The organism is Bacillus sp. FSL R10-2201, assembly GCF_038008665.1.
GTDB lineage: Bacteria > Bacillota > Bacilli > Bacillales > Bacillaceae_G > Bacillus_A > Bacillus_A mycoides.
In genome coordinates this window covers 748,896-768,077 of record NZ_JBBOZP010000001.1, presented here as the reverse complement: position 1 = coordinate 768,077, position 19,182 = coordinate 748,896, and the positions used below count along the sequence as shown (strand labels likewise).

Below are 19,182 nucleotides of genomic sequence, written 5' to 3'. Positions count from 1 at the left end.
TCGCCTACTTTAAAATGTTTTCGAATAATTCATCGGCTGGAACAATTTCTTTCGCCATTCCTTTGTCTTTCAACCATTTATTTTGTTTCTCCCATGACTCTTTTGAATCCGATAAGAATGGCTCATCTTTCGTTTCCATCTTCTCTAATAAAATTTTCATACTTTCTTTTTCAACTTCTGGTACTAGCGGGAAGTTTTCTTTTTCTTGATGATTTAATAAAATATTTAATGCTTCATCCGGATTTTTCTTCATGAAATCATATCCTTTTTTCGCACCACGTAAAAAGGCTTGCAATGCTTCTTTATCTTTTTTCAACGTTTTATCACCCGTTACAAACACAAGCTCATGATAGTTCGGTACACCATAATCTGCTGGATTAAAGTATGCTGGTTCATGACCTTCATGACGCATAACAGGTACTTCATGGTTAATGTATGCCCCTGTTACCGCATCCACTTTTTTCGTAATTAATGCTGGTACTAAATCAAAGCCAACATCGACTACTTTCACTGTATCTGGATTACCACCAGCTTCTTTTACCATCGTTTTTAAATACATCTCACTTAAAGGTGTTCCAGAATATCCAACTGTTTTCCCCTCTAAATCTTTTGGCGATTGAATGCCTGCTGATTTCAGTGATACAACATGATTTAACGGTGAACGTACGACAGCTCCAATTGATTTCACTGGAATTTGTTCATTTGCTTTTGCCATGACAACATCTGGTTGATAATACAAACCAACTGTCACTTTCCCTGCCGCCGCTAGCGTTAATGGATCAGTCGGATTAGAAGGGAATTTAATATTCACCTTTACTCCTTCTTCTTTAAAATACCCTTTTTCAATTGCCGTATAAATAAAGCTATGTACCGCATTCGGGTACCAATCAAGCATTACTGTTATTTCTTTTTCTGTTTTATTCTTATCTGATGCTGAATTACTCGAACATCCTGCAATCATTGCAACTAATAATGTAAACACAAAGATGCGTTTTAATAATTTCATGAATGTTTCCTCCAACTAATAAATTTCTTTTCCAATATGGAAATAAGTATGACGAAGAAAATAGCTAATAATGATAACAATACAATGGGTGCAAATACACCAGCTCCGTCTAACTGCGTCATCATTCTTTTACTGAAATATCCAAGCCCAGCTTGTGCACCGAGCCATTCTCCAATTGCTGCACCAATCACACTAAGCGGAACTGCAATTTTTAACGCTGAGAAAAAGTAAGGAAGAGCAGATGGAAACTTTAGCTTTAGAAAAATATCTTTTTTCGTTGCACCATATGTAACTAATAGCTCCTCCCATTCTTTTTTCGTACTGCGCAGTCCATCATACGTATTTACCGCAATTGGGAAAAACGTAATTAAAACGGTAACAACAACCTTACTCCAGATGGTATATCCAAACCATAAAACGAAGAGCGGCGCAAGCGCAGTAATCGGGATTGTTTGTGAAGCAACTAATAACGGATAAAATGCTCTTTCCATCCACGTACTCGCATTCATTAACATTGCTAGCCCTACGCCCAGTACGATAGAAATAACAACGCCTATTAAAACGACGTACAACGTTGCAGGTAAATGAACCGTAAATAATATATCTTTCAGCGCCCATATCTTCATTACAATTGCAGAAGGTGATGGCAAAATGTACATCTCATCTACAATTCTTGCTCCTACTTCCCACAGAGCAAGTAAAATTCCACTTAATATTAGGGCAGGTAATAACTCCTTCAAGCGATTCATCATACGAGTACCTGCCTTTGTAACATACTAAGGAGCTCTTCTTTAAGCGCTAACACTTCAGGCTTATATAAATCTTTTCTTGTTCGGTTACGATCAAGCGGCACAATTCGCTCAGTTAAAGTTGCTATCGGTTGATTTTCTACAACCAAAATTCGATTAGAAAGAAACAATGCTTCTTCAACATCATGAGTGATAAATAAAATTGTTTTTTCCCACTCTTTCCATTGTTCAAACAACCATTCTTGCAAAGATGCCTTCGTTAAAGCATCCAATGCGCTAAACGGTTCATCTAACAATAATATCTCCCCGCCTGTTAATAAAGTTCGGATAAAAGATACGCGTTGCCTCATACCACCAGATAAATCTTTCGGATATTTTTTCTCGTACCCTTGTAAACCAAATTTATGTAACAGTTCTTTCGCTTTTACTTGCGCTTCTTTCTTCTGCACACCTTGGCACTCTAGCGGCAGGGCCGCATTCTCAATAATCGTCCTCCACGGCAAGAGCATATCTTTTTGGGGCATATACCCTACAGAATGACTCTTTGTTTCTGTCAGCTCTATCTGTCCAGTACTTGCCTCTTCTAAGCCTGTAATAAGGCGAAATAAAGTACTTTTCCCGCATCCACTCGGTCCGATAATACTTACAAACTCTTTATCTTGTATAGAAGCATTTAATTCATTGATGATTGGTTTCTCATCATAATGAAAGGAAACATTATGAAACTGTAGTATGTTCTTGCTCCTCAAAACCCCACATCTCCTTACGATAAGCCATATCCCAGAATAAATATTCAAATCGGCTGGAATATAAGAAAATCTCCTCTAATCGGTCTAGCTCTTTCTCTGACTTTCCAACTGCCATTTCATTTAATAAATCTATTAACCAAATACAAAGGTTACCGTATTCTTCAGAACTATATCCTTGAATCCACTCTCCAAAGAACTCATGATCTCTTGCTCCAGGAATATCATTTAAACGCTTTCCAATCTCCCAATAACTCCACATACATGGAAGTAAAGCTGATATTAATTCAGCAATTGTGCCATTTTGAGATACAGACATCATGTAATTTGTATATGCTAAATTTTTAGCAGATGGTTTCGCAGATTCCATCTCTTGTACAGAAATGCCAAGTCTTTTTGCATACTGTTTATGAATCGTCATTTCACCATTTAAAATCCCATCAATTTGCTCTGCAAATTTTGCCATAACTTGTGGATTCGTTGCCTTTACAACCCCAATTGCATATAGCTTTGCATAATCTAACAAATATAAATAATCTTGAATAATATAGTACTGGAATTTGTCTTTTTCCAACGTACCATCCCCCATACCTACTACAAACGGATGATTATGACTTTTCTCCCAAACAGGCTGCACCGTATCAAATAATCTTTCACAAAATTTCATTAATAATTCCCCTTCCTATATATCTATTTATCTCAATAAAAAAACCACTTCTGTATATAAGAAGTGGTTACAGCAAATAAAATTATAATTTATTCGTTGTTCCACTTCCCTTCGCTAGTATTATCTAGATCAGGTGTTGTAAGGGTTAAGGATTATTCCTCTCTCAGCACGAAAAGCACCCCTAGTGGTGTTAATATGAAATTTTCAAATAAAAAAGCCCCGTTTCTATACGCAAAGAAACGGGGACTCATTGTTAATGTCCGAATTGCTTCCCTACGCTAGCATAATCTAGATCAGGTAATAAAAAGGATCAAAGGCTTACGGCCCTACTCTCAGCTGGCAACACCAGCCCTCCTAGCAAACTATAAAATTATCACTGTCAGTATAACACCGCCATAAGACATCATCAACTGTTTTAATTTTCTTAATTGAAAATTAATTCTTAACATGTTAAACAAATATAAATGCGACCTCACAAATGATATATACAATATTTATATATGAACCTCTCTTCTAACATTATTTATATTGATTTCATATTACATTTATGTGAATACACCCACTATATTATATCTTTATACTATAATAAAATTACAACTATACAACTAGAGGAGGTCTTTATTACATGAATATGAAAGCTACAGCTTTAACAGCAACTACTATCGCAATTGCTTCTTTACTTCCTTCTATGGGAGAATCCGATATACAAACAGCAGCTGCTAAGCAACCATCTACAGTAAAAACTGGATATGTAAAAATTGATAACGTTGCACTACATCAAAATAACCATGCAGACAGTGCAATAATTGATAACATTCGATTTAATAGCCCTGTTACTATTCTTGAGACAACTCAAGATTGGTATAAAGTATCTGTTAACAACAAAACAGGCTATATGAAAAAAGATGCAATTCTATTCAAAAAAAATGTTCAACCAAAGAATCAATATATCGTAAATGCAAACGCATTAAACGTTCGTTCTGAACCTAATACAGAGTCTTCTATTCTAGATATATTACCAAATGGTCAATTCATTACCATTCAAGGTGAACAAGGAGATTGGTACAAAATATTACATAACGGGCAAATTGGTTACGTCCAAAAAACATTTGTATCTAATGGATCCACACCTCTAGTAAAAGGTGTAACTGTACAAGGTTCTCCTTCTTATACTGTTGCAACACCAAAATTAAATGTACGTAGCAATGCTAGCACAAGTGGCACTCTACTTGGCTCATTACAAAATGGTACACAAGTACAAGTAGTAGAAACGGTAGGTACTTGGTATAAAATTCGTTTTGGCACAGGATACGGATATGTAGCAAAACACTATGTAGTGCAAAATCAAAATCAAGCACAAGCTAAAACAGCTCAACCTGCATCAATTCCAGCAGTTTTCAAATTCCCTACTCAAGGAAAAATCAGCTCCACTTTTGATATGCGCTGGGAGCAAATGCATTATGGTATAGATATAGCAGCACAAGGAAATGTCTCTATTCAAGCTGCTGCTGCGGGTAAGGTTGTGAAATCTTATTATTCGGCTAGCTATGGCAATGTCGTGTTCATCGCCCATCAAATAAATGGGAAATTATATACAACAGTTTATGCTCATATGAAGGATCGCACTGTACAAGCTGGTGATCAAGTACAAACTGGACAATTAGTAGGTCATATGGGAAACACAGGTCATTCATACGGGCAACATCTCCATTTTGAATTACATAATGGGGAATGGAATTTTGAAAAAACAAATGCAGTAAACCCACTGCCATATTTAGTTAGGTAAATTATATGCCACGCAATATACCTCTCTTTATTGAATACCTGGCCTTTTTAGGTTTAATCTGTTGTTTAATCATTTATAATACGAACACTGTATTTTTATCTATTATTATTGCTTTTGTTGCTTTAGAAATCATTATGGAAGCATTACAAATGCGGCTAAAACAAAAAATTGCCCATATTTATAATGTAATTTTTCTTTTAAGTGCTCTTATAACAAATATAATTAGTAATGGTTTTTATTTATCTACCGTACTTCCTGTATTCTTTATAGGTGTTTTATTATTCATAGCTAGATACGTTCATGTTCCTAATAACCAAAAACATGAACAAGAAGCTTAGAAAGAGGAAACACTGTGTACCAATCTTTCAAAGATAATCCAATGAAATATATATTGAATTTATATGAAAAAATGAATACTTTTTTTGGTATACAAGGAAGTTATACTGCACAATTTCTCCTTTATGGAATATTATTTCTTATCTTAGTTACTTTCTCCTTGCTTTACTAACAAAAAAAGGATCTCACATAAACTTGAGATCCTTTTTAATTTATATTAATTTTTAATATGTAAAATATGGTTTATCCACAAGCATATTTTTCATAAATGAAACTAAGATTATATTTTTTCTCTAAGCTCATTCTTTGTTCATCGTCGCACCAATAGAAAAGAATATCATGAATCGTTGCATAACGCTTATTTTTAAGAAATAGTTTAAAGAATGATGGTAAACAATCATGTAATTGTATAAATATATAATTGCGTAGTATTTCTTCTTTGTATTCAATTCCCTTACAAATATACAGTAATTCTTCACAATAATATGCATGCTGTGGAACTTGGATCATTTCGAAAAATGGTACATATGATAGTAGCTTTCCAATAAAATGACCATACCGATCCATTACCCCTATCGTCATATGCTCCATCATTTCTTTCATCACATATAAATAATCATCTACATGAGTTGTCTTTAAAGGGTCTAATCGATCGGAAATTTGTGAAAGTACAGCTCTTTGACAAGCTAAAACCGCTTGACTAGGTCCATAATATGATAGGAAGTCTGTACACTTACGATACTTTCGTAATAAGTCATGTGTATATAAATCATACACAAAAGTATTACAATACATTGCCAGACTCATCATATCACTATTTAATTTCTCTTTTGACAGTGTTTTCGCTCGCTTACACATATAAAAGAATGTAAATTCCAATACTTCTTTATGAGATAATAGATGTTTGCAATCTGTTATACATCTCTCATTAAATTTAACTCGATCCCAAATTTCTACATCCTCAGCTGTTAATTCACCAATACGATATTTAATAATTAAATAGTTTAAAGCAACTGCTTTCGTCAAAAGATCCCATGTTTCATACTCCAATGAAGTTCGGACAAATTCATCTAGCCCTTGGGTTATCATAAAAGCATTTGCCTCTTCATACCAACCAATCTCTTGGCATAAACGAAGAATACGTACTAGAGTTGGAATTTCATCTTTATGAAACTGCGGTAAATTCTTTACTTTATTCATGCCATATACGATAAATGGCGCTAAATTTTCTTCTTTATAAAATTCTTTTTCTTTCCATACTAATATAGTTCGCTCTTTCCCTTCACCTTTTGGATGACAAGGTACAAGCAAAGAAAATAACTCAGCGAAATTATTTGGTTCTATATATGTATCTGTAACCAAATTCCAATTTGGATCGCCCTGTACAGCCCTCATATAATTCCCCTTCCCTTTTTATCCCGCTATTTGCAGGCAGTAAGACTCCCACCTCAAAATTCTGCGAATACGAGGAAGTTAGGTGGGAGATAAAACTGCCCATAAAAGCCCGATTGGTTCAACTAATAATTATTGGGGGATGGACACCCCCAATGATTAAAGTTTCACTTTATCTACGTAGGAAATATTAATTCATTATTACATCATTAACAATAAATATTGTTATATTCAAAATCTATCATAATACTTATATCTCTCAGTATATCATTTTTTCTCTTATTAAAAATTAGGAATGACAAATTTAAAAAAACTGTCAAAAATATTGACTCTATACTTATTATATAATGTCTCAGATACATCACGCTAACATATTAGTTTAATCCGTATATACTAGAATAATGTATCTGATCTTTATACATAATTTATTCCATATGCTCTGAGATTTCACTTAAAGCAAACCCTGCTTGATCATCTGCTGATTTTCTTATAGCTAAATCACCTAGTGCTAGCATCCCAACAAGTTGACCGCTCTCAACTACCGGTAACCGTCTAATTTGATATTGTGCCATTAATTCTGTAGCTTTTTCAATAGAATCATCTGGAGAAACTGAAACAATGTTTGTTGTCATTACATTTGTAATTTGATTAGATCCAGGATGTTTTTCAGCAATCCCACGAACAACTAAGTCTCGATCAGTAACAAGCCCAACAACTTGTTTATTTTCAATAACAGGAATCAATCCAACCGATTCTTCCTTCATTTTTACAGCTGCCTCATATACATTGTCTAATGGTGTACAATGTACGATATGAGTACTCATAAGTTCTCTAACTTGCGTCATTTTTCATCTCCTCCTTTTAATACATACCATAGCTTTTCCTAAATCCCTTTATTTATTTCGGGAAAATAAGGTGATAAAAAGAGGCTTATACATAATAAAAAAGAGTCAGCAATATGCTGACTCTTTTTTTATGACCCGTACGGGATTCGAACCCGTGTTACCGCCGTGAAAGGGCGGTGTCTTAACCACTTGACCAACGGGCCATGGCTCCGCAGGTAGGACTCGAACCTACGACCGATCGGTTAACAGCCGATAGCTCTACCACTGAGCTACTGCGGAATATATATGGTGGGCCTAAATGGACTCGAACCATCGACCTCACGCTTATCAGGCGTGCGCTCTAACCAGCTGAGCTATAGGCCCATATACTTTACAGGGGCAGTAGGAATTGAACCCACACTGGAGGTTTTGGAGACCTCAGTTCTACCTTTAAACTATGCCCCTAAATGGTGCCGGCTAGAGGACTTGAACCCCCAACCTACTGATTACAAGTCAGTTGCTCTACCAATTGAGCTAAGCCGGCATAAAAAAAAACAAAAAAATGGTGGCTCGGGACGGAATCGAACCGCCGACACGAGGATTTTCAGTCCTCTGCTCTACCGACTGAGCTACCGAGCCAACATAAAATGGCGGTCCCGACCGGGGTCGAACCGGCGATCTCCTGCGTGACAGGCAGGCATGTTAACCACTACACCACGGGACCATTGGTTGCGGGGACAGGATTTGAACCTGCGACCTTCGGATTATGAGCCCGACGAGCTACCGTACTGCTCCACCCCGCGACGATATTATGTTTTAAAAATAAATGGAGGAGGTAGAGGGATTCGAACCCCCGCGCGACTCTCGCCGCCTGTCGGTTTTCAAGACCGATCCCTTCAGCCGAACTTGGGTATACCTCCATGAAGGAAAAATTAATATCTTATTCATTTTATATGTAACTAAACCACTTTTTAAAAAAATGGAGGAGGTAGAGGGATTCGAACCCCCGCGCGACTCTCGCCGCCTGTCGGTTTTCAAGACCGATCCCTTCAGCCGAACTTGGGTATACCTCCGACATATAAAAAATAAAGTGGAGCCTAGCGGGATCGAACCGCTGACCTCCTGCGTGCAAGGCAGGCGCTCTCCCAGCTGAGCTAAGGCCCCATGTTTTTGGGAAAATCGGGAAGACAGGATTTGAACCTGCGACCCCCTGGTCCCAAACCAGGTGCTCTACCAAGCTGAGCCACTTCCCGTTAATAAAAGCGCGCCCGAGAGGAGTCGAACCCCTAACCTCTTGATCCGTAGTCAAACGCTCTATCCAATTGAGCTACGGGCGCATATATGGTGCCGAGGGCGGGGGTCGAACCCGCACGGTGGTCACCCACCGCAGGATTTTAAGTCCTGTGCGTCTGCCTGTTCCGCCACCCCGGCATGTCATACTGAAAATTGGAGCGGAAGACGGGATTCGAACCCGCGACCCCAACCTTGGCAAGGTTGTATTCTACCACTGAACTACTTCCGCAAGACATGTTTGAGTTATTTTATTAAAAGTGCGGGTGAAGGGAGTCGAACCCCCACGCCAAAGGCGCTAGATCCTAAGTCTAGTGCGTCTGCCAATTCCGCCACACCCGCATATTTTTTTAAGAAAATGGTGAGCCATGAAGGATTCGAACCTTCGACCCTCTGATTAAAAGTCAGATGCTCTACCAACTGAGCTAATGGCTCTTAATGGCTGGGCTAGCTGGATTCGAACCAGCGCATGACGGAGTCAAAGTCCGTTGCCTTACCGCTTGGCTATAGCCCAATAATTAAGAAATGGTGGAGGGGGGCAGATTCGAACTGCCGAACCCGAAGGAGCGGATTTACAGTCCGCCGCGTTTAGCCACTTCGCTACCCCTCCGACATATATGGTGGAGGATGACGGGATCGAACCGCCGACCCCCTGCTTGTAAGGCAGGTGCTCTCCCAGCTGAGCTAATCCTCCATTTTGCCTGGCAACGTCCTACTCTCACAGGGACAAGGTCCCAACTACCATCGGCGCTAGAGAGCTTAACTTCCGTGTTCGGTATGGGAACGGGTGTGACCTCTCTGCCATCATTACCAGACTATATTTGATTGAGACAAACATTATTATACTTGATTCACTTAGAAAGTCAATAAGTTTTTTATATTCTCTCAAAACTAGATAACGTTGCTTCATATTATATGGTTAAGTCCTCGATCTATTAGTATTCGTCAGCTCCACATGTCACCATGCTTCCACCTCGAACCTATCAACCTGATCATCTTTCAGGGATCTTACTAGCTTACGCTATGGGAAATCTCATCTTGAGGGGGGCTTCATGCTTAGATGCTTTCAGCACTTATCCCTTCCGCACATAGCTACCCAGCTATGCCCTTGGCAGAACAACTGGTACACCAGCGGTGCGTCCATCCCGGTCCTCTCGTACTAAGGACAGCTCCTCTCAAATTTCCTGCGCCCACGACGGATAGGGACCGAACTGTCTCACGACGTTCTGAACCCAGCTCGCGTACCGCTTTAATGGGCGAACAGCCCAACCCTTGGGACCGACTACAGCCCCAGGATGCGATGAGCCGACATCGAGGTGCCAAACCTCCCCGTCGATGTGGACTCTTGGGGGAGATAAGCCTGTTATCCCCGGGGTAGCTTTTATCCGTTGAGCGATGGCCCTTCCATGCGGAACCACCGGATCACTAAGCCCGACTTTCGTCCCTGCTCGACTTGTAGGTCTCGCAGTCAAGCTCCCTTATGCCTTTGCACTCTACGAATGATTTCCAACCATTCTGAGGGAACCTTTGGGCGCCTCCGTTACACTTTAGGAGGCGACCGCCCCAGTCAAACTGCCCACCTGACACTGTCTCCCGGGTCGATAAGACCCGTAGGTTAGAATTTCAATACAGTCAGGGCGGTATCCCACCAGCGCCTCCACCGAAGCTAGCGCTCCGGTTTCAATGGCTCCCGCCTATCCTGTACAAACTGTACCAAAATTCAATATCAGGCTACAGTAAAGCTCCACGGGGTCTTTCCGTCCTGTCGCGGGTAACCTGCATCTTCACAGGTACTATAATTTCACCGAGTCTCTGGTTGAGACAGTGCCCAAATCGTTACACCTTTCGTGCGGGTCGGAACTTACCCGACAAGGAATTTCGCTACCTTAGGACCGTTATAGTTACGGCCGCCGTTTACTGGGGCTTCAGTTCAGAGCTTCGCTTACGCTAACCCCTCTCCTTAACCTTCCAGCACCGGGCAGGTGTCAGCCCCTATACTTCGCCTTACGGCTTCGCAGAGACCTGTGTTTTTGCTAAACAGTCGCTTGGGCCTATTCACTGCGGCTTTCCGTTAAGAAAGCACCCCTTCTCCCGAAGTTACGGGGTCATTTTGCCGAGTTCCTTAACCAGAGTTCTCTCGCACACCTTAGGATTCTCTCCTCGCCTACCTGTGTCGGTTTGCGGTACAGGCACCTTTTATCTCGCTAGAAGCTTTTCTTGGCAGCGGGGAATCAAAGACTTCGCTCCATAAGGAGCTTCCCCATCACAGCTCAGCCTTCACGATAAGCGGATTTGCCTACTTATCAGCCTAACTGCTTGGACGTGCACAACCAATCGCACGCTTCTTCTATCCTTCTGCGTCCCTCCATTGCTCAAACGATAAAGAGGTGGTACAGGAATATCAACCTGTTGTCCATCGCCTACGCCTGTCGGCCTCGGCTTAGGTCCTGACTAACCCTGAGCGGACGAGCCTTCCTCAGGAAACCTTAGGCATTCGGTGGACGGGATTCTCACCCGTCTTTCGCTACTCATACCGGCATTCTCACTTCTAAGCGCTCCACCAGTCCTTCCGGTCTGACTTCACTGCACTTAGAACGCTCCCCTACCACTGATACCATTGGTATCAATTCGCAGCTTCGGTGGTGTATTTAGCCCCGGTACATTTTCGGCGCAGAGTCACTCGACTAGTGAGCTATTACGCACTCTTTAAATGGTGGCTGCTTCTGAGCCAACATCCTAGTTGTCTAAGCAACTCCACATCCTTTTCCACTTAATACACACTTTGGGACCTTAGCTGGCGATCTGGGCTGTTTCCCTCTTGACTACGGATCTTATCACTCGCAGTCTGACTCCTAAGGATAAGTCATTGGCATTCGGAGTTTGACTGAATTCGGTAATCCGATGAGGACCCCTAGTTCAATCAGTGCTCTACCTCCAAGACTCTTACACTTAAGGCTAGCCCTAAAGCTATTTCGGGGAGAACCAGCTATCTCCAGGTTCGATTGGAATTTCTCCGCTACCCACACCTCATCCCCGCACTTTTCAACGTGCGTGGGTTCGGGCCTCCATTCAGTGTTACCTGAACTTCACCCTGGACATGGGTAGATCACCTGGTTTCGGGTCTACGACCACGTACTAAACGCCCTATTCAGACTCGCTTTCGCTGCGGCTCCGCCTCTTCAGCTTAACCTCGCACGGGATCGTAACTCGCCGGTTCATTCTACAAAAGGCACGCCATCACCCATTAACGGGCTCTGACTATTTGTAGGCACACGGTTTCAGGATCTCTTTCACTCCCCTTCCGGGGTGCTTTTCACCTTTCCCTCACGGTACTGGTTCACTATCGATCACTAGGGAGTATTTAGCCTTGGGAGATGGTCCTCCCAGATTCCGACGGAATTTCACGTGTTCCGCCGTACTCAGGATACATTCAAGAGAGAACGAAGTTTCGACTACGGGGTTATTACCCTCTGTGACGGACCTTTCCAGGTCGCTTCGTCTACCTCGTTCCTTTGTAACTCCGTATAGAATGTCCTACAACCCCAAGAGGCAAGCCTCTTGGTTTGGGCTAGATTCCGTTTCGCTCGCCGCTACTCAGGAAATCGCATTTGCTTTCTCTTCCTCCAGGTACTTAGATGTTTCAGTTCCCTGGGTCTGTCTTCCATACCCTATGTATTCAGGTAAGGATACCATACCATTACGTATAGTGGGTTTCCCCATTCGGAAATCTTCGGATCAAAGCTTACTTACAGCTCCCCGAAGCATATCGGCGTTAGTCCCGTCCTTCATCGACTCCTAGTGTCAAGGCATCCACCGTGCGCCCTTTCTAACTTAACCAAACTAAAATTAAAAAAATATGAGCTACACTGTTATCTAGTTTTCAAAGAACATACATTTAAACTTGAGAGATAGTTCTCTCAAAACTGAACGAAACAAAACAAGTCAACGTTTATTGATGAACTGCGTTCATCAATTCTCCATAGAAAGGAGGTGATCCAGCCGCACCTTCCGATACGGCTACCTTGTTACGACTTCACCCCAATCATCTGTCCCACCTTAGGCGGCTGGCTCCATAAAGGTTACCCCACCGACTTCGGGTGTTACAAACTCTCGTGGTGTGACGGGCGGTGTGTACAAGGCCCGGGAACGTATTCACCGCGGCATGCTGATCCGCGATTACTAGCGATTCCAGCTTCATGTAGGCGAGTTGCAGCCTACAATCCGAACTGAGAACGGTTTTATGAGATTAGCTCCACCTCGCGGTCTTGCAGCTCTTTGTACCGTCCATTGTAGCACGTGTGTAGCCCAGGTCATAAGGGGCATGATGATTTGACGTCATCCCCACCTTCCTCCGGTTTGTCACCGGCAGTCACCTTAGAGTGCCCAACTTAATGATGGCAACTAAGATCAAGGGTTGCGCTCGTTGCGGGACTTAACCCAACATCTCACGACACGAGCTGACGACAACCATGCACCACCTGTCACTCTGCTCCCGAAGGAGAAGCTCTATCTCTAGAGTTTTCAGAGGATGTCAAGACCTGGTAAGGTTCTTCGCGTTGCTTCGAATTAAACCACATGCTCCACCGCTTGTGCGGGCCCCCGTCAATTCCTTTGAGTTTCAGCCTTGCGGCCGTACTCCCCAGGCGGAGTGCTTAATGCGTTAACTTCAGCACTAAAGGGCGGAAACCCTCTAACACTTAGCACTCATCGTTTACGGCGTGGACTACCAGGGTATCTAATCCTGTTTGCTCCCCACGCTTTCGCGCCTCAGTGTCAGTTACAGACCAGAAAGTCGCCTTCGCCACTGGTGTTCCTCCATATCTCTACGCATTTCACCGCTACACATGGAATTCCACTTTCCTCTTCTGCACTCAAGTCTCCCAGTTTCCAATGACCCTCCACGGTTGAGCCGTGGGCTTTCACATCAGACTTAAGAAACCACCTGCGCGCGCTTTACGCCCAATAATTCCGGATAACGCTTGCCACCTACGTATTACCGCGGCTGCTGGCACGTAGTTAGCCGTGGCTTTCTGGTTAGGTACCGTCAAGGTGCCAGCTTATTCAACTAGCACTTGTTCTTCCCTAACAACAGAGTTTTACGACCCGAAAGCCTTCATCACTCACGCGGCGTTGCTCCGTCAGACTTTCGTCCATTGCGGAAGATTCCCTACTGCTGCCTCCCGTAGGAGTCTGGGCCGTGTCTCAGTCCCAGTGTGGCCGATCACCCTCTCAGGTCGGCTACGCATCGTCGCCTTGGTGAGCCGTTACCTCACCAACTAGCTAATGCGACGCGGGTCCATCCATAAGTGACAGCCGAAGCCGCCTTTCAATTTCGAACTATGCAGTTCAAAATATTATCCGGTATTAGCCCCGGTTTCCCGGAGTTATCCCAGTCTTATGGGTAGGTTACCCACGTGTTACTCACCCGTCCGCCGCTAACTTCATAAGAGCAAGCTCTTAATCCATTCGCTCGACTTGCATGTATTAGGCACGCCGCCAGCGTTCATCCTGAGCCAGGATCAAACTCTCCAATAAAGTTAGTTTGTCTAGCATCTAAAAATAAAAATTGACGTTCACGTTGTTTGTTTCGTTCAGTTTTCAAAGAACTTGTCTGCCGCTTCAAAAGCGACTTCATCATATTAACATCTTCATTTTTCGATGTCAACTATGTTTTTTAATTTCTTTTTTTGTCGTTTTCTGCGTTTCCGCATCAGCGACGTTTATTAATATACCATCATGGTTTTTAAATAACAAGTATTTTTTATAAAAAAATACAAAAAGTTATCTATCCTACTTTCTTCTATAGAAAGAACCCTTATCCTTTCTACTAAAAACATTCATTTTGATTGTATACAAGTTACTATACACTATCATCAACCAGGCAGTATTTCACAATAACTTCCTAACCTTTAGTCTTCTCCTTTTTTAATTTTATAATTACCATAGTTCTACTTAAGAAGGACAAATAATTATTTAAATGTAGAGTAACAAAAAACGAGGCCACTATACTAGAGCAAAACTTTAATTCCTGATTTTTCTCTCCAATCAAGAATTTTGCTTCCACAAATAACAAACTTCCCCTCGAAATATTAACTTAAGATTATTGTTAGAATTTTTTTACATTTAATTAATGAAAGATATCCAATTTTTGTTATATAGTAAGAAAGTGCCCACAAAACTATAAATAAACTAATGGAGGAATTATTTTATGGATAGGTTAACAAAATTTTCATTAAAAAACCGAGCCGCTATTATTATCATGGTTTTTCTCATTTCCATACTCGGTGTTTATTCCGGCTCTAAATTACCTATGGAATTTTTACCAAGCATCGATAACCCTGCAATAACTGTTACGACATTATCTCAAGGGCTCGATGCTGAAACGATGACCAAGGACGTAACTGATCCCCTTGAAAAACAATTTCGTAATTTAGAACATATCGATGGCATCACTTCTTCCACACATGAGGGATTATCACGCATCGACATTGCATATACATCCAAGGCAAATATGAAAGACGCGGCACGCGAAGTCGAAAAAACAATTAATACGATTAAATTACCTAAAGATGTAACTAAACCTGTTGTTAGCCAATTAAACACTTCTATGATTCCACTCGCTCAAATTACCATCCAGAAGCAAAACGGATTTTCAAAAACTGACGAAAAACAAATTGAGAAAGAAATCGTACCACAACTCGAAAGCATTGATGGTGTTGCCAATGTTATGTTTTTCGGAAAATCAACTTCCGAATTATCCATCGTACTTGATCCTAACCAACTAAAAGATAAAAACGTAACATCACAGCAAGTATTAACAGTTTTACAAGGAAAAGAAACTTCCACTCCAGCCGGAGCAATTACCGTTAATAAGGCAGAATACAATCTTCGTGTCATCGGGGATATAAAAAATGTAAATGACATAAAAAACATCACCGTTACACCTCAAGTAAAATTACAAGATGTTGCTCAAATTGAATTAAAACAACATTACGATACAATCTCGCACATAAACGGGGAAGAAGGAACAGGATTAATCATCATGAAAGAGCCGAGTAAAAATGCGGTTGCAATCGGAAAAGAGATTGATAAAAAGATTAAAGATATAAGCAAGCAATATAAAGATCAATTCTCTATTAAACTTTTAGCTTCAACTCATGAGCAAGTTGAAAATGCTGTTACTAGTATGGGAAAAGAAGTAATCCTTGGGGCAATTGCTGCAACTCTCATTATCTTAATCTTTTTACGCAGCTTCCGAACAACACTCATCGCTGTCGTTAGTATTCCATTATCTATTTTATTAACACTATTTTTACTCCATCAATCTAACATCACACTTAACATTCTAACTCTTGGTGGCTTAGCTGTTGCAGTTGGACGTCTCGTCGATGATAGTATCGTTGTCATCGAGAATATTTTCCGTCGTTTACAAAAAGAATCTTTCTCTAAAGATATTATTCTCGATGCAACAAAAGAGGTCGCCGTCGCAATTACCTCTTCTACTTTAACGACAGTCGCCGTTTTTTTACCTATCGGTCTCGTATCGGGAGTAATCGGAAAACTAATGTTACCTATGGTGTTAGCAGTTGTGTATTCTATACTTTCTTCCTTAATTGTGGCATTAACAGTCGTTCCACTTATGGCTTTTTTACTGCTCAAAAAAACAAAACGTCGCAATTCACATTCTTCACCGCGATATGTCGCTACATTAAAGTGGGCTCTTTCTCATAAGTTTATCATTCTACTCACTTCTTTTTTATTATTTGCAGGATCAATTGCAGCCTACATACTACTTCCGAAAGCGAACATAAAGTCTGAGGACGATACAATGCTTTCCGTTAACATGACATTTCCAGGTGATTATGATTCTGAAGCTAAAAAACAAAAAGCCTTTGATTTCGAAAAGAAACTACTCTCTAACCCTGATGTAACAGATGTTATTTTGCGAATGGGATCTAGCGCAGAAGATGCACAATGGGGACAGACAACTCAAAACAATCTTGCAACTATATTTGTAGTCTTTAAAAAAGGATTTAATATCGACCAATATATTAAAGAATTAAAAAAGGATCATAATACTTTTGAACCAGCTGAACTTGATTATATAAAAACGAGTTACTCTGACTCTGGAGGCGGAAACAACTTACAATTTAACGTAACCGCTACTAACGAAACAAATTTAAAAAAGGCCGCTAACATCGTCGAAACAAAACTAAAAGGTATGGACGATCTCTCTAAAGTAAAAACAAATATAGAAGACTCTAAAAAAGAATGGCAAATTCATATCGATCAAACAAAAGCGGAACAACACGGTTTAACACCAGAATTAGTAGCACAACAAGTATCATTCCTTATGAAGAAATCTCCTATTGGGGAAATCTCAATCAATAATGAAAAAACAACCATTATGATAGAACATAAAAAGGCATCCATTAACAAACAAGAAGATATTTTAAACACAAACATACTATCACCTATTAACGGACCAATTCCTTTAAAAGACATTGCAACTATTTCAGAAAAACAACTTCAAACGGAAATCTTCCATAAAGATGGGAAAGAAACGATTCAAATTACCGCAGAAGCTTCAAGTGAAGATTTAAGCAAAGTAAGCGCAGAAGTAAACAAGGCTATAGCCGACTTAGATTTACCTAACGGAGCAAAAGTAAATGTCGCAGGTGCTACTGAATCTATGCAAGAGAACTTCACAGATCTATTCAAAATTATGGGAATCGCAATCGGGATTGTATATTTAATTATGGTTATCACATTCGGGCAAGCACGTGCTCCTTTCGCGATTTTATTCTCTTTACCATTAGCTGCTGTCGGCGGTATTTTAGGATTAATCATTTCAAGAACACCTGTTGACGTAAATTCATTAATCGGCGCATTAATGTTAATCGGGATTGTCGTTACAAATGCTATTGTATTAATAGAAAGAGTACAACAAAATCGGGAAAACGGTATGGAAACAAGAGAAGCCTTACTAGAAGCAGGATCTACTAGATTACGCCCAATTATTATGACAGCTATAACAACAATCGTCGCTATGCTACCACTCCTATTCGGCCAATCTCAAGCGGGCAGCATGGTATCAAAAAGTCTAGCTGTCGTTGTAATTGGCGGCTTAGCCGTTTCAACCGTTCTTACATTAGTAGTTGTTCCTGTTATGTATGAACTATTAGATAAAATCGGGAGAAAAAGACGCTCCCGCAGAAAAATAAGTACTTCAACAGAAACACCTGATATTTAAACCAAAAGGCGTTATCTTCAATTATGAAGATAACGCCTTTTTTATCCCTCTACCTATCCATAATATAATCCATCACTTTTTTACCATACTTCTCTAGCGGCTCTCCAGAATCCACAATAAGATATTCACCATGTAAAGGCCTTTTACTGCCAACAACAAAATGACCGTAAAAAAACTCCCTGTTTATAAACAGAGAGCTCTTACCTTCAATTTATGCCGCTTTTACCTTCTTCGTCGTTTTACGACTTTTTTTCGCTCCTGTAAAACGTTTGTGTAATACAGATGCTACGAAACGAGAAATGATATTAAAGAGTAATACCATAATAATTAATACAGCTGCAGATTTTGTTGCAATTAACTTCGCATCTGGGATAATCCCTTCAGAGTTTAATTTCCAAATGTGAACAGCTAACGTTTCAGCTGGTCTAAATGGATTTAAAGGATGCGAGGGGCTCGAGAAGTCCGCTGCTGAATTTAAAATAGGTGATGTTAAACCCGCTGTATAAATTAACGCCGCAGCTTCACCGAATATACGGCCTGCCGCTAAAATAATACCTGTAATGATTTGTGGTAACGAAGACGGGATAATGATGCGGGCAATTGTTTGCCATTTCGTTGCACCTAGTCCAAGACTCGCCTCTTTTACATTATGAGGAACTTCAGAAATCGCATTTTCACAAACACGTGTTAAACCAGGCAAATTCAAAATAGTTAAAGCAAGAGCTCCACCCATTACTGTATATCCCCAGCCTGTCATGGTAACAAATACTAATAAGCCAAATAGTCCAACAACAATAGAAGGTAAAGACGCCATTGTTTCAATACATAAACGAACAAAACTTAAAAAACGACCTTGTTTTGCATACTCCGCTAAATATATTCCAGCCCCTAGTCCAAGAGGAATAGATATAATAAGTGTTATAACAAGCATGTAGAAAGAATTGAATAACTGTGGACCAATTCCCCCACCAGCTCTTGTATTGCTTGGTTCTCCGAATAAGAAACTAGGATCCCAAAATCCCCATCCCTTTTGCAGAATTTCGTACATTAAAAAAGCCAGCAAAGCTACAACTAAAGCTGCAACCGCATAAAAGATACATGTCCAAACTTTATTTACCGTTCTTGCATTCATT

General features: G+C 40.5%; 10 protein-coding genes, 20 tRNA genes, 3 rRNA genes and 2 riboswitches. Of the genes, 3 read left to right on the top strand and 30 right to left on the bottom strand.

Features of this window, described 5'->3' with window-relative positions; translation table 11 throughout:
• Positions 1-4: 4 nt before the first annotated feature.
• The 4 genes from NSQ69_RS03895 to tenA are packed head-to-tail and all read right to left on the bottom strand — an operon-like array spanning position 5 to position 3,168.
• The gene (locus NSQ69_RS03895) at positions 5-1,006 is read right to left on the bottom strand and encodes an ABC transporter substrate-binding protein (RefSeq protein ID WP_341098940.1); all 1,002 of its coding nucleotides are present in this window, start codon (positions 1,004-1,006) and stop codon (positions 5-7) included.
• A complete protein-coding gene (locus tag NSQ69_RS03890; protein ID WP_002063844.1) occupies positions 1,003-1,755 on the bottom strand; it encodes an ABC transporter permease in 753 nt (250 codons plus the stop codon). The genes NSQ69_RS03895 and NSQ69_RS03890 overlap by 4 nt, the downstream gene beginning before the upstream one ends.
• Positions 1,755-2,504, bottom strand: coding sequence for an ABC transporter ATP-binding protein (locus NSQ69_RS03885; RefSeq protein ID WP_002134471.1), 750 nt, complete (start codon positions 2,502-2,504; stop codon positions 1,755-1,757). The genes NSQ69_RS03890 and NSQ69_RS03885 overlap by 1 nt, the downstream gene beginning before the upstream one ends.
• Positions 2,473-3,168 (bottom strand): thiaminase II, encoded by a 696-nt coding sequence (gene tenA / locus NSQ69_RS03880; protein ID WP_002010642.1) that lies wholly within the window; start codon positions 3,166-3,168, stop codon positions 2,473-2,475. Before tenA ends, NSQ69_RS03885 begins: the two co-directional genes overlap by 32 nt.
• A gap of 89 nt (positions 3,169-3,257) precedes the next feature.
• A riboswitch (TPP riboswitch) is annotated at positions 3,258-3,361 on the bottom strand.
• 60 nt (positions 3,362-3,421) lie between these two features.
• A riboswitch (TPP riboswitch) is annotated at positions 3,422-3,534 on the bottom strand.
• A gap of 259 nt (positions 3,535-3,793) precedes the next feature.
• Between tenA and NSQ69_RS03875 the strand changes: the two genes are divergently transcribed.
• Positions 3,794-4,954: an SH3 domain-containing protein gene (locus tag NSQ69_RS03875; protein ID WP_078179810.1), complete on the top strand. Its 1,161-nt coding sequence runs from the start codon at positions 3,794-3,796 to the stop codon at positions 4,952-4,954.
• 5 nt (positions 4,955-4,959) lie between these two features.
• On the top strand, positions 4,960-5,292 hold the full coding sequence (locus NSQ69_RS03870) for a hypothetical protein (RefSeq protein ID WP_002010638.1): 333 nt from the start codon (positions 4,960-4,962) through the stop codon (positions 5,290-5,292).
• A 241-nt stretch (positions 5,293-5,533) separates the two neighbouring features.
• Here NSQ69_RS03870 and NSQ69_RS03865 read toward each other — a convergent pair whose 3' ends face one another.
• From NSQ69_RS03865 to NSQ69_RS03745, 25 genes are all read right to left on the bottom strand, one after another.
• Positions 5,534-6,685, bottom strand: a complete 1,152-nt coding sequence (locus NSQ69_RS03865; RefSeq protein WP_341098939.1) for a DUF3965 domain-containing protein — start codon at positions 6,683-6,685, stop codon at positions 5,534-5,536.
• 422 nt (positions 6,686-7,107) lie between these two features.
• Positions 7,108-7,527, bottom strand: a complete 420-nt coding sequence (locus NSQ69_RS03860; protein ID WP_002010634.1) for a CBS domain-containing protein — start codon at positions 7,525-7,527, stop codon at positions 7,108-7,110.
• A 131-nt stretch (positions 7,528-7,658) separates the two neighbouring features.
• Positions 7,659-7,730 (bottom strand) — tRNA-Glu (locus NSQ69_RS03855).
• A gap of 1 nt (position 7,731) precedes the next feature.
• A tRNA-Asn gene (locus NSQ69_RS03850) sits at positions 7,732-7,806 on the bottom strand.
• 7 nt (positions 7,807-7,813) lie between these two features.
• A tRNA-Ile gene (locus tag NSQ69_RS03845) sits at positions 7,814-7,890 on the bottom strand.
• Between the two features lie 10 nt (positions 7,891-7,900).
• A tRNA-Trp gene (locus NSQ69_RS03840) sits at positions 7,901-7,971 on the bottom strand.
• 3 nt (positions 7,972-7,974) lie between these two features.
• A tRNA-Thr gene (locus NSQ69_RS03835) sits at positions 7,975-8,050 on the bottom strand.
• A gap of 19 nt (positions 8,051-8,069) precedes the next feature.
• Positions 8,070-8,145 (bottom strand) — tRNA-Phe (locus NSQ69_RS03830).
• A 9-nt stretch (positions 8,146-8,154) separates the two neighbouring features.
• Positions 8,155-8,230: transfer RNA gene (locus tag NSQ69_RS03825), tRNA-Asp, on the bottom strand.
• 2 nt (positions 8,231-8,232) lie between these two features.
• A tRNA-Met gene (locus tag NSQ69_RS03820) sits at positions 8,233-8,309 on the bottom strand.
• 24 nt (positions 8,310-8,333) lie between these two features.
• Positions 8,334-8,426, bottom strand: a tRNA-Ser gene (locus tag NSQ69_RS03815).
• 60 nt (positions 8,427-8,486) lie between these two features.
• A tRNA-Ser gene (locus NSQ69_RS03810) sits at positions 8,487-8,579 on the bottom strand.
• Between the two features lie 18 nt (positions 8,580-8,597).
• Positions 8,598-8,670, bottom strand: a tRNA-Ala gene (locus NSQ69_RS03805).
• Positions 8,671-8,685: 15 nt separating this feature from the next.
• Positions 8,686-8,759: transfer RNA gene (locus tag NSQ69_RS03800), tRNA-Pro, on the bottom strand.
• 10 nt (positions 8,760-8,769) lie between these two features.
• Positions 8,770-8,843 (bottom strand) — tRNA-Arg (locus NSQ69_RS03795).
• A 5-nt stretch (positions 8,844-8,848) separates the two neighbouring features.
• A tRNA-Leu gene (locus tag NSQ69_RS03790) sits at positions 8,849-8,937 on the bottom strand.
• A gap of 16 nt (positions 8,938-8,953) precedes the next feature.
• Positions 8,954-9,028, bottom strand: a tRNA-Gly gene (locus NSQ69_RS03785).
• Between the two features lie 29 nt (positions 9,029-9,057).
• Positions 9,058-9,138: transfer RNA gene (locus tag NSQ69_RS03780), tRNA-Leu, on the bottom strand.
• A gap of 17 nt (positions 9,139-9,155) precedes the next feature.
• Positions 9,156-9,231: transfer RNA gene (locus tag NSQ69_RS03775), tRNA-Lys, on the bottom strand.
• 4 nt (positions 9,232-9,235) lie between these two features.
• Positions 9,236-9,310 (bottom strand) — tRNA-Gln (locus NSQ69_RS03770).
• Positions 9,311-9,322: 12 nt separating this feature from the next.
• Positions 9,323-9,406, bottom strand: a tRNA-Tyr gene (locus NSQ69_RS03765).
• A gap of 8 nt (positions 9,407-9,414) precedes the next feature.
• Positions 9,415-9,490: transfer RNA gene (locus NSQ69_RS03760), tRNA-Val, on the bottom strand.
• Between the two features lie 5 nt (positions 9,491-9,495).
• Positions 9,496-9,611 (bottom strand): 5S ribosomal RNA (gene rrf / locus NSQ69_RS03755).
• Positions 9,612-9,711: 100 nt separating this feature from the next.
• A 23S ribosomal RNA gene (locus NSQ69_RS03750) occupies positions 9,712-12,633 on the bottom strand.
• Between the two features lie 146 nt (positions 12,634-12,779).
• Positions 12,780-14,331: ribosomal RNA gene (locus NSQ69_RS03745) — 16S ribosomal RNA — on the bottom strand.
• Together the 16S, 23S and 5S rRNA genes with 20 tRNA genes alongside form the textbook arrangement of a ribosomal RNA operon.
• Positions 14,332-15,004: 673 nt before the next feature.
• Here NSQ69_RS03745 and NSQ69_RS03740 point away from each other — a divergent pair.
• A complete protein-coding gene (locus NSQ69_RS03740) occupies positions 15,005-18,049 on the top strand; it encodes an efflux RND transporter permease subunit (RefSeq protein ID WP_341098938.1) in 3,045 nt (1,014 codons plus the stop codon).
• A 211-nt stretch (positions 18,050-18,260) separates the two neighbouring features.
• On the opposite strand, the gene pstA is transcribed toward NSQ69_RS03740, so the two are convergent.
• Positions 18,261-19,181: a phosphate ABC transporter permease PstA gene (gene pstA / locus NSQ69_RS03730; RefSeq protein WP_341098937.1), complete on the bottom strand. Its 921-nt coding sequence runs from the start codon at positions 19,179-19,181 to the stop codon at positions 18,261-18,263.
• Between the last annotated feature and the right edge of the window lies 1 nt (position 19,182).

Coding starts and splice junctions, on each gene's coding strand:
- NSQ69_RS03865 (WP_341098939.1), bottom strand. CDS start 6,685: ATGAGGGCTGTACAGGGCGATCCAAATTGGAATTTGGTTACAGATACA.
- NSQ69_RS03895 (WP_341098940.1), bottom strand. CDS start 1,006: ATGAAATTATTAAAACGCATCTTTGTGTTTACATTATTAGTTGCAATG.
- tenA (WP_002010642.1), bottom strand. CDS start 3,168: ATGAAATTTTGTGAAAGATTATTTGATACGGTGCAGCCTGTTTGGGAG.
- NSQ69_RS03870 (WP_002010638.1), top strand. CDS start 4,960: ATGCCACGCAATATACCTCTCTTTATTGAATACCTGGCCTTTTTAGGT.
- NSQ69_RS03860 (WP_002010634.1), bottom strand. CDS start 7,527: ATGACGCAAGTTAGAGAACTTATGAGTACTCATATCGTACATTGTACA.
- NSQ69_RS03875 (WP_078179810.1), top strand. CDS start 3,794: ATGAATATGAAAGCTACAGCTTTAACAGCAACTACTATCGCAATTGCT.
- NSQ69_RS03890 (WP_002063844.1), bottom strand. CDS start 1,755: ATGAATCGCTTGAAGGAGTTATTACCTGCCCTAATATTAAGTGGAATT.
- pstA (WP_341098937.1), bottom strand. CDS start 19,181: ATGAATGCAAGAACGGTAAATAAAGTTTGGACATGTATCTTTTATGCG.
- NSQ69_RS03740 (WP_341098938.1), top strand. CDS start 15,005: ATGGATAGGTTAACAAAATTTTCATTAAAAAACCGAGCCGCTATTATT.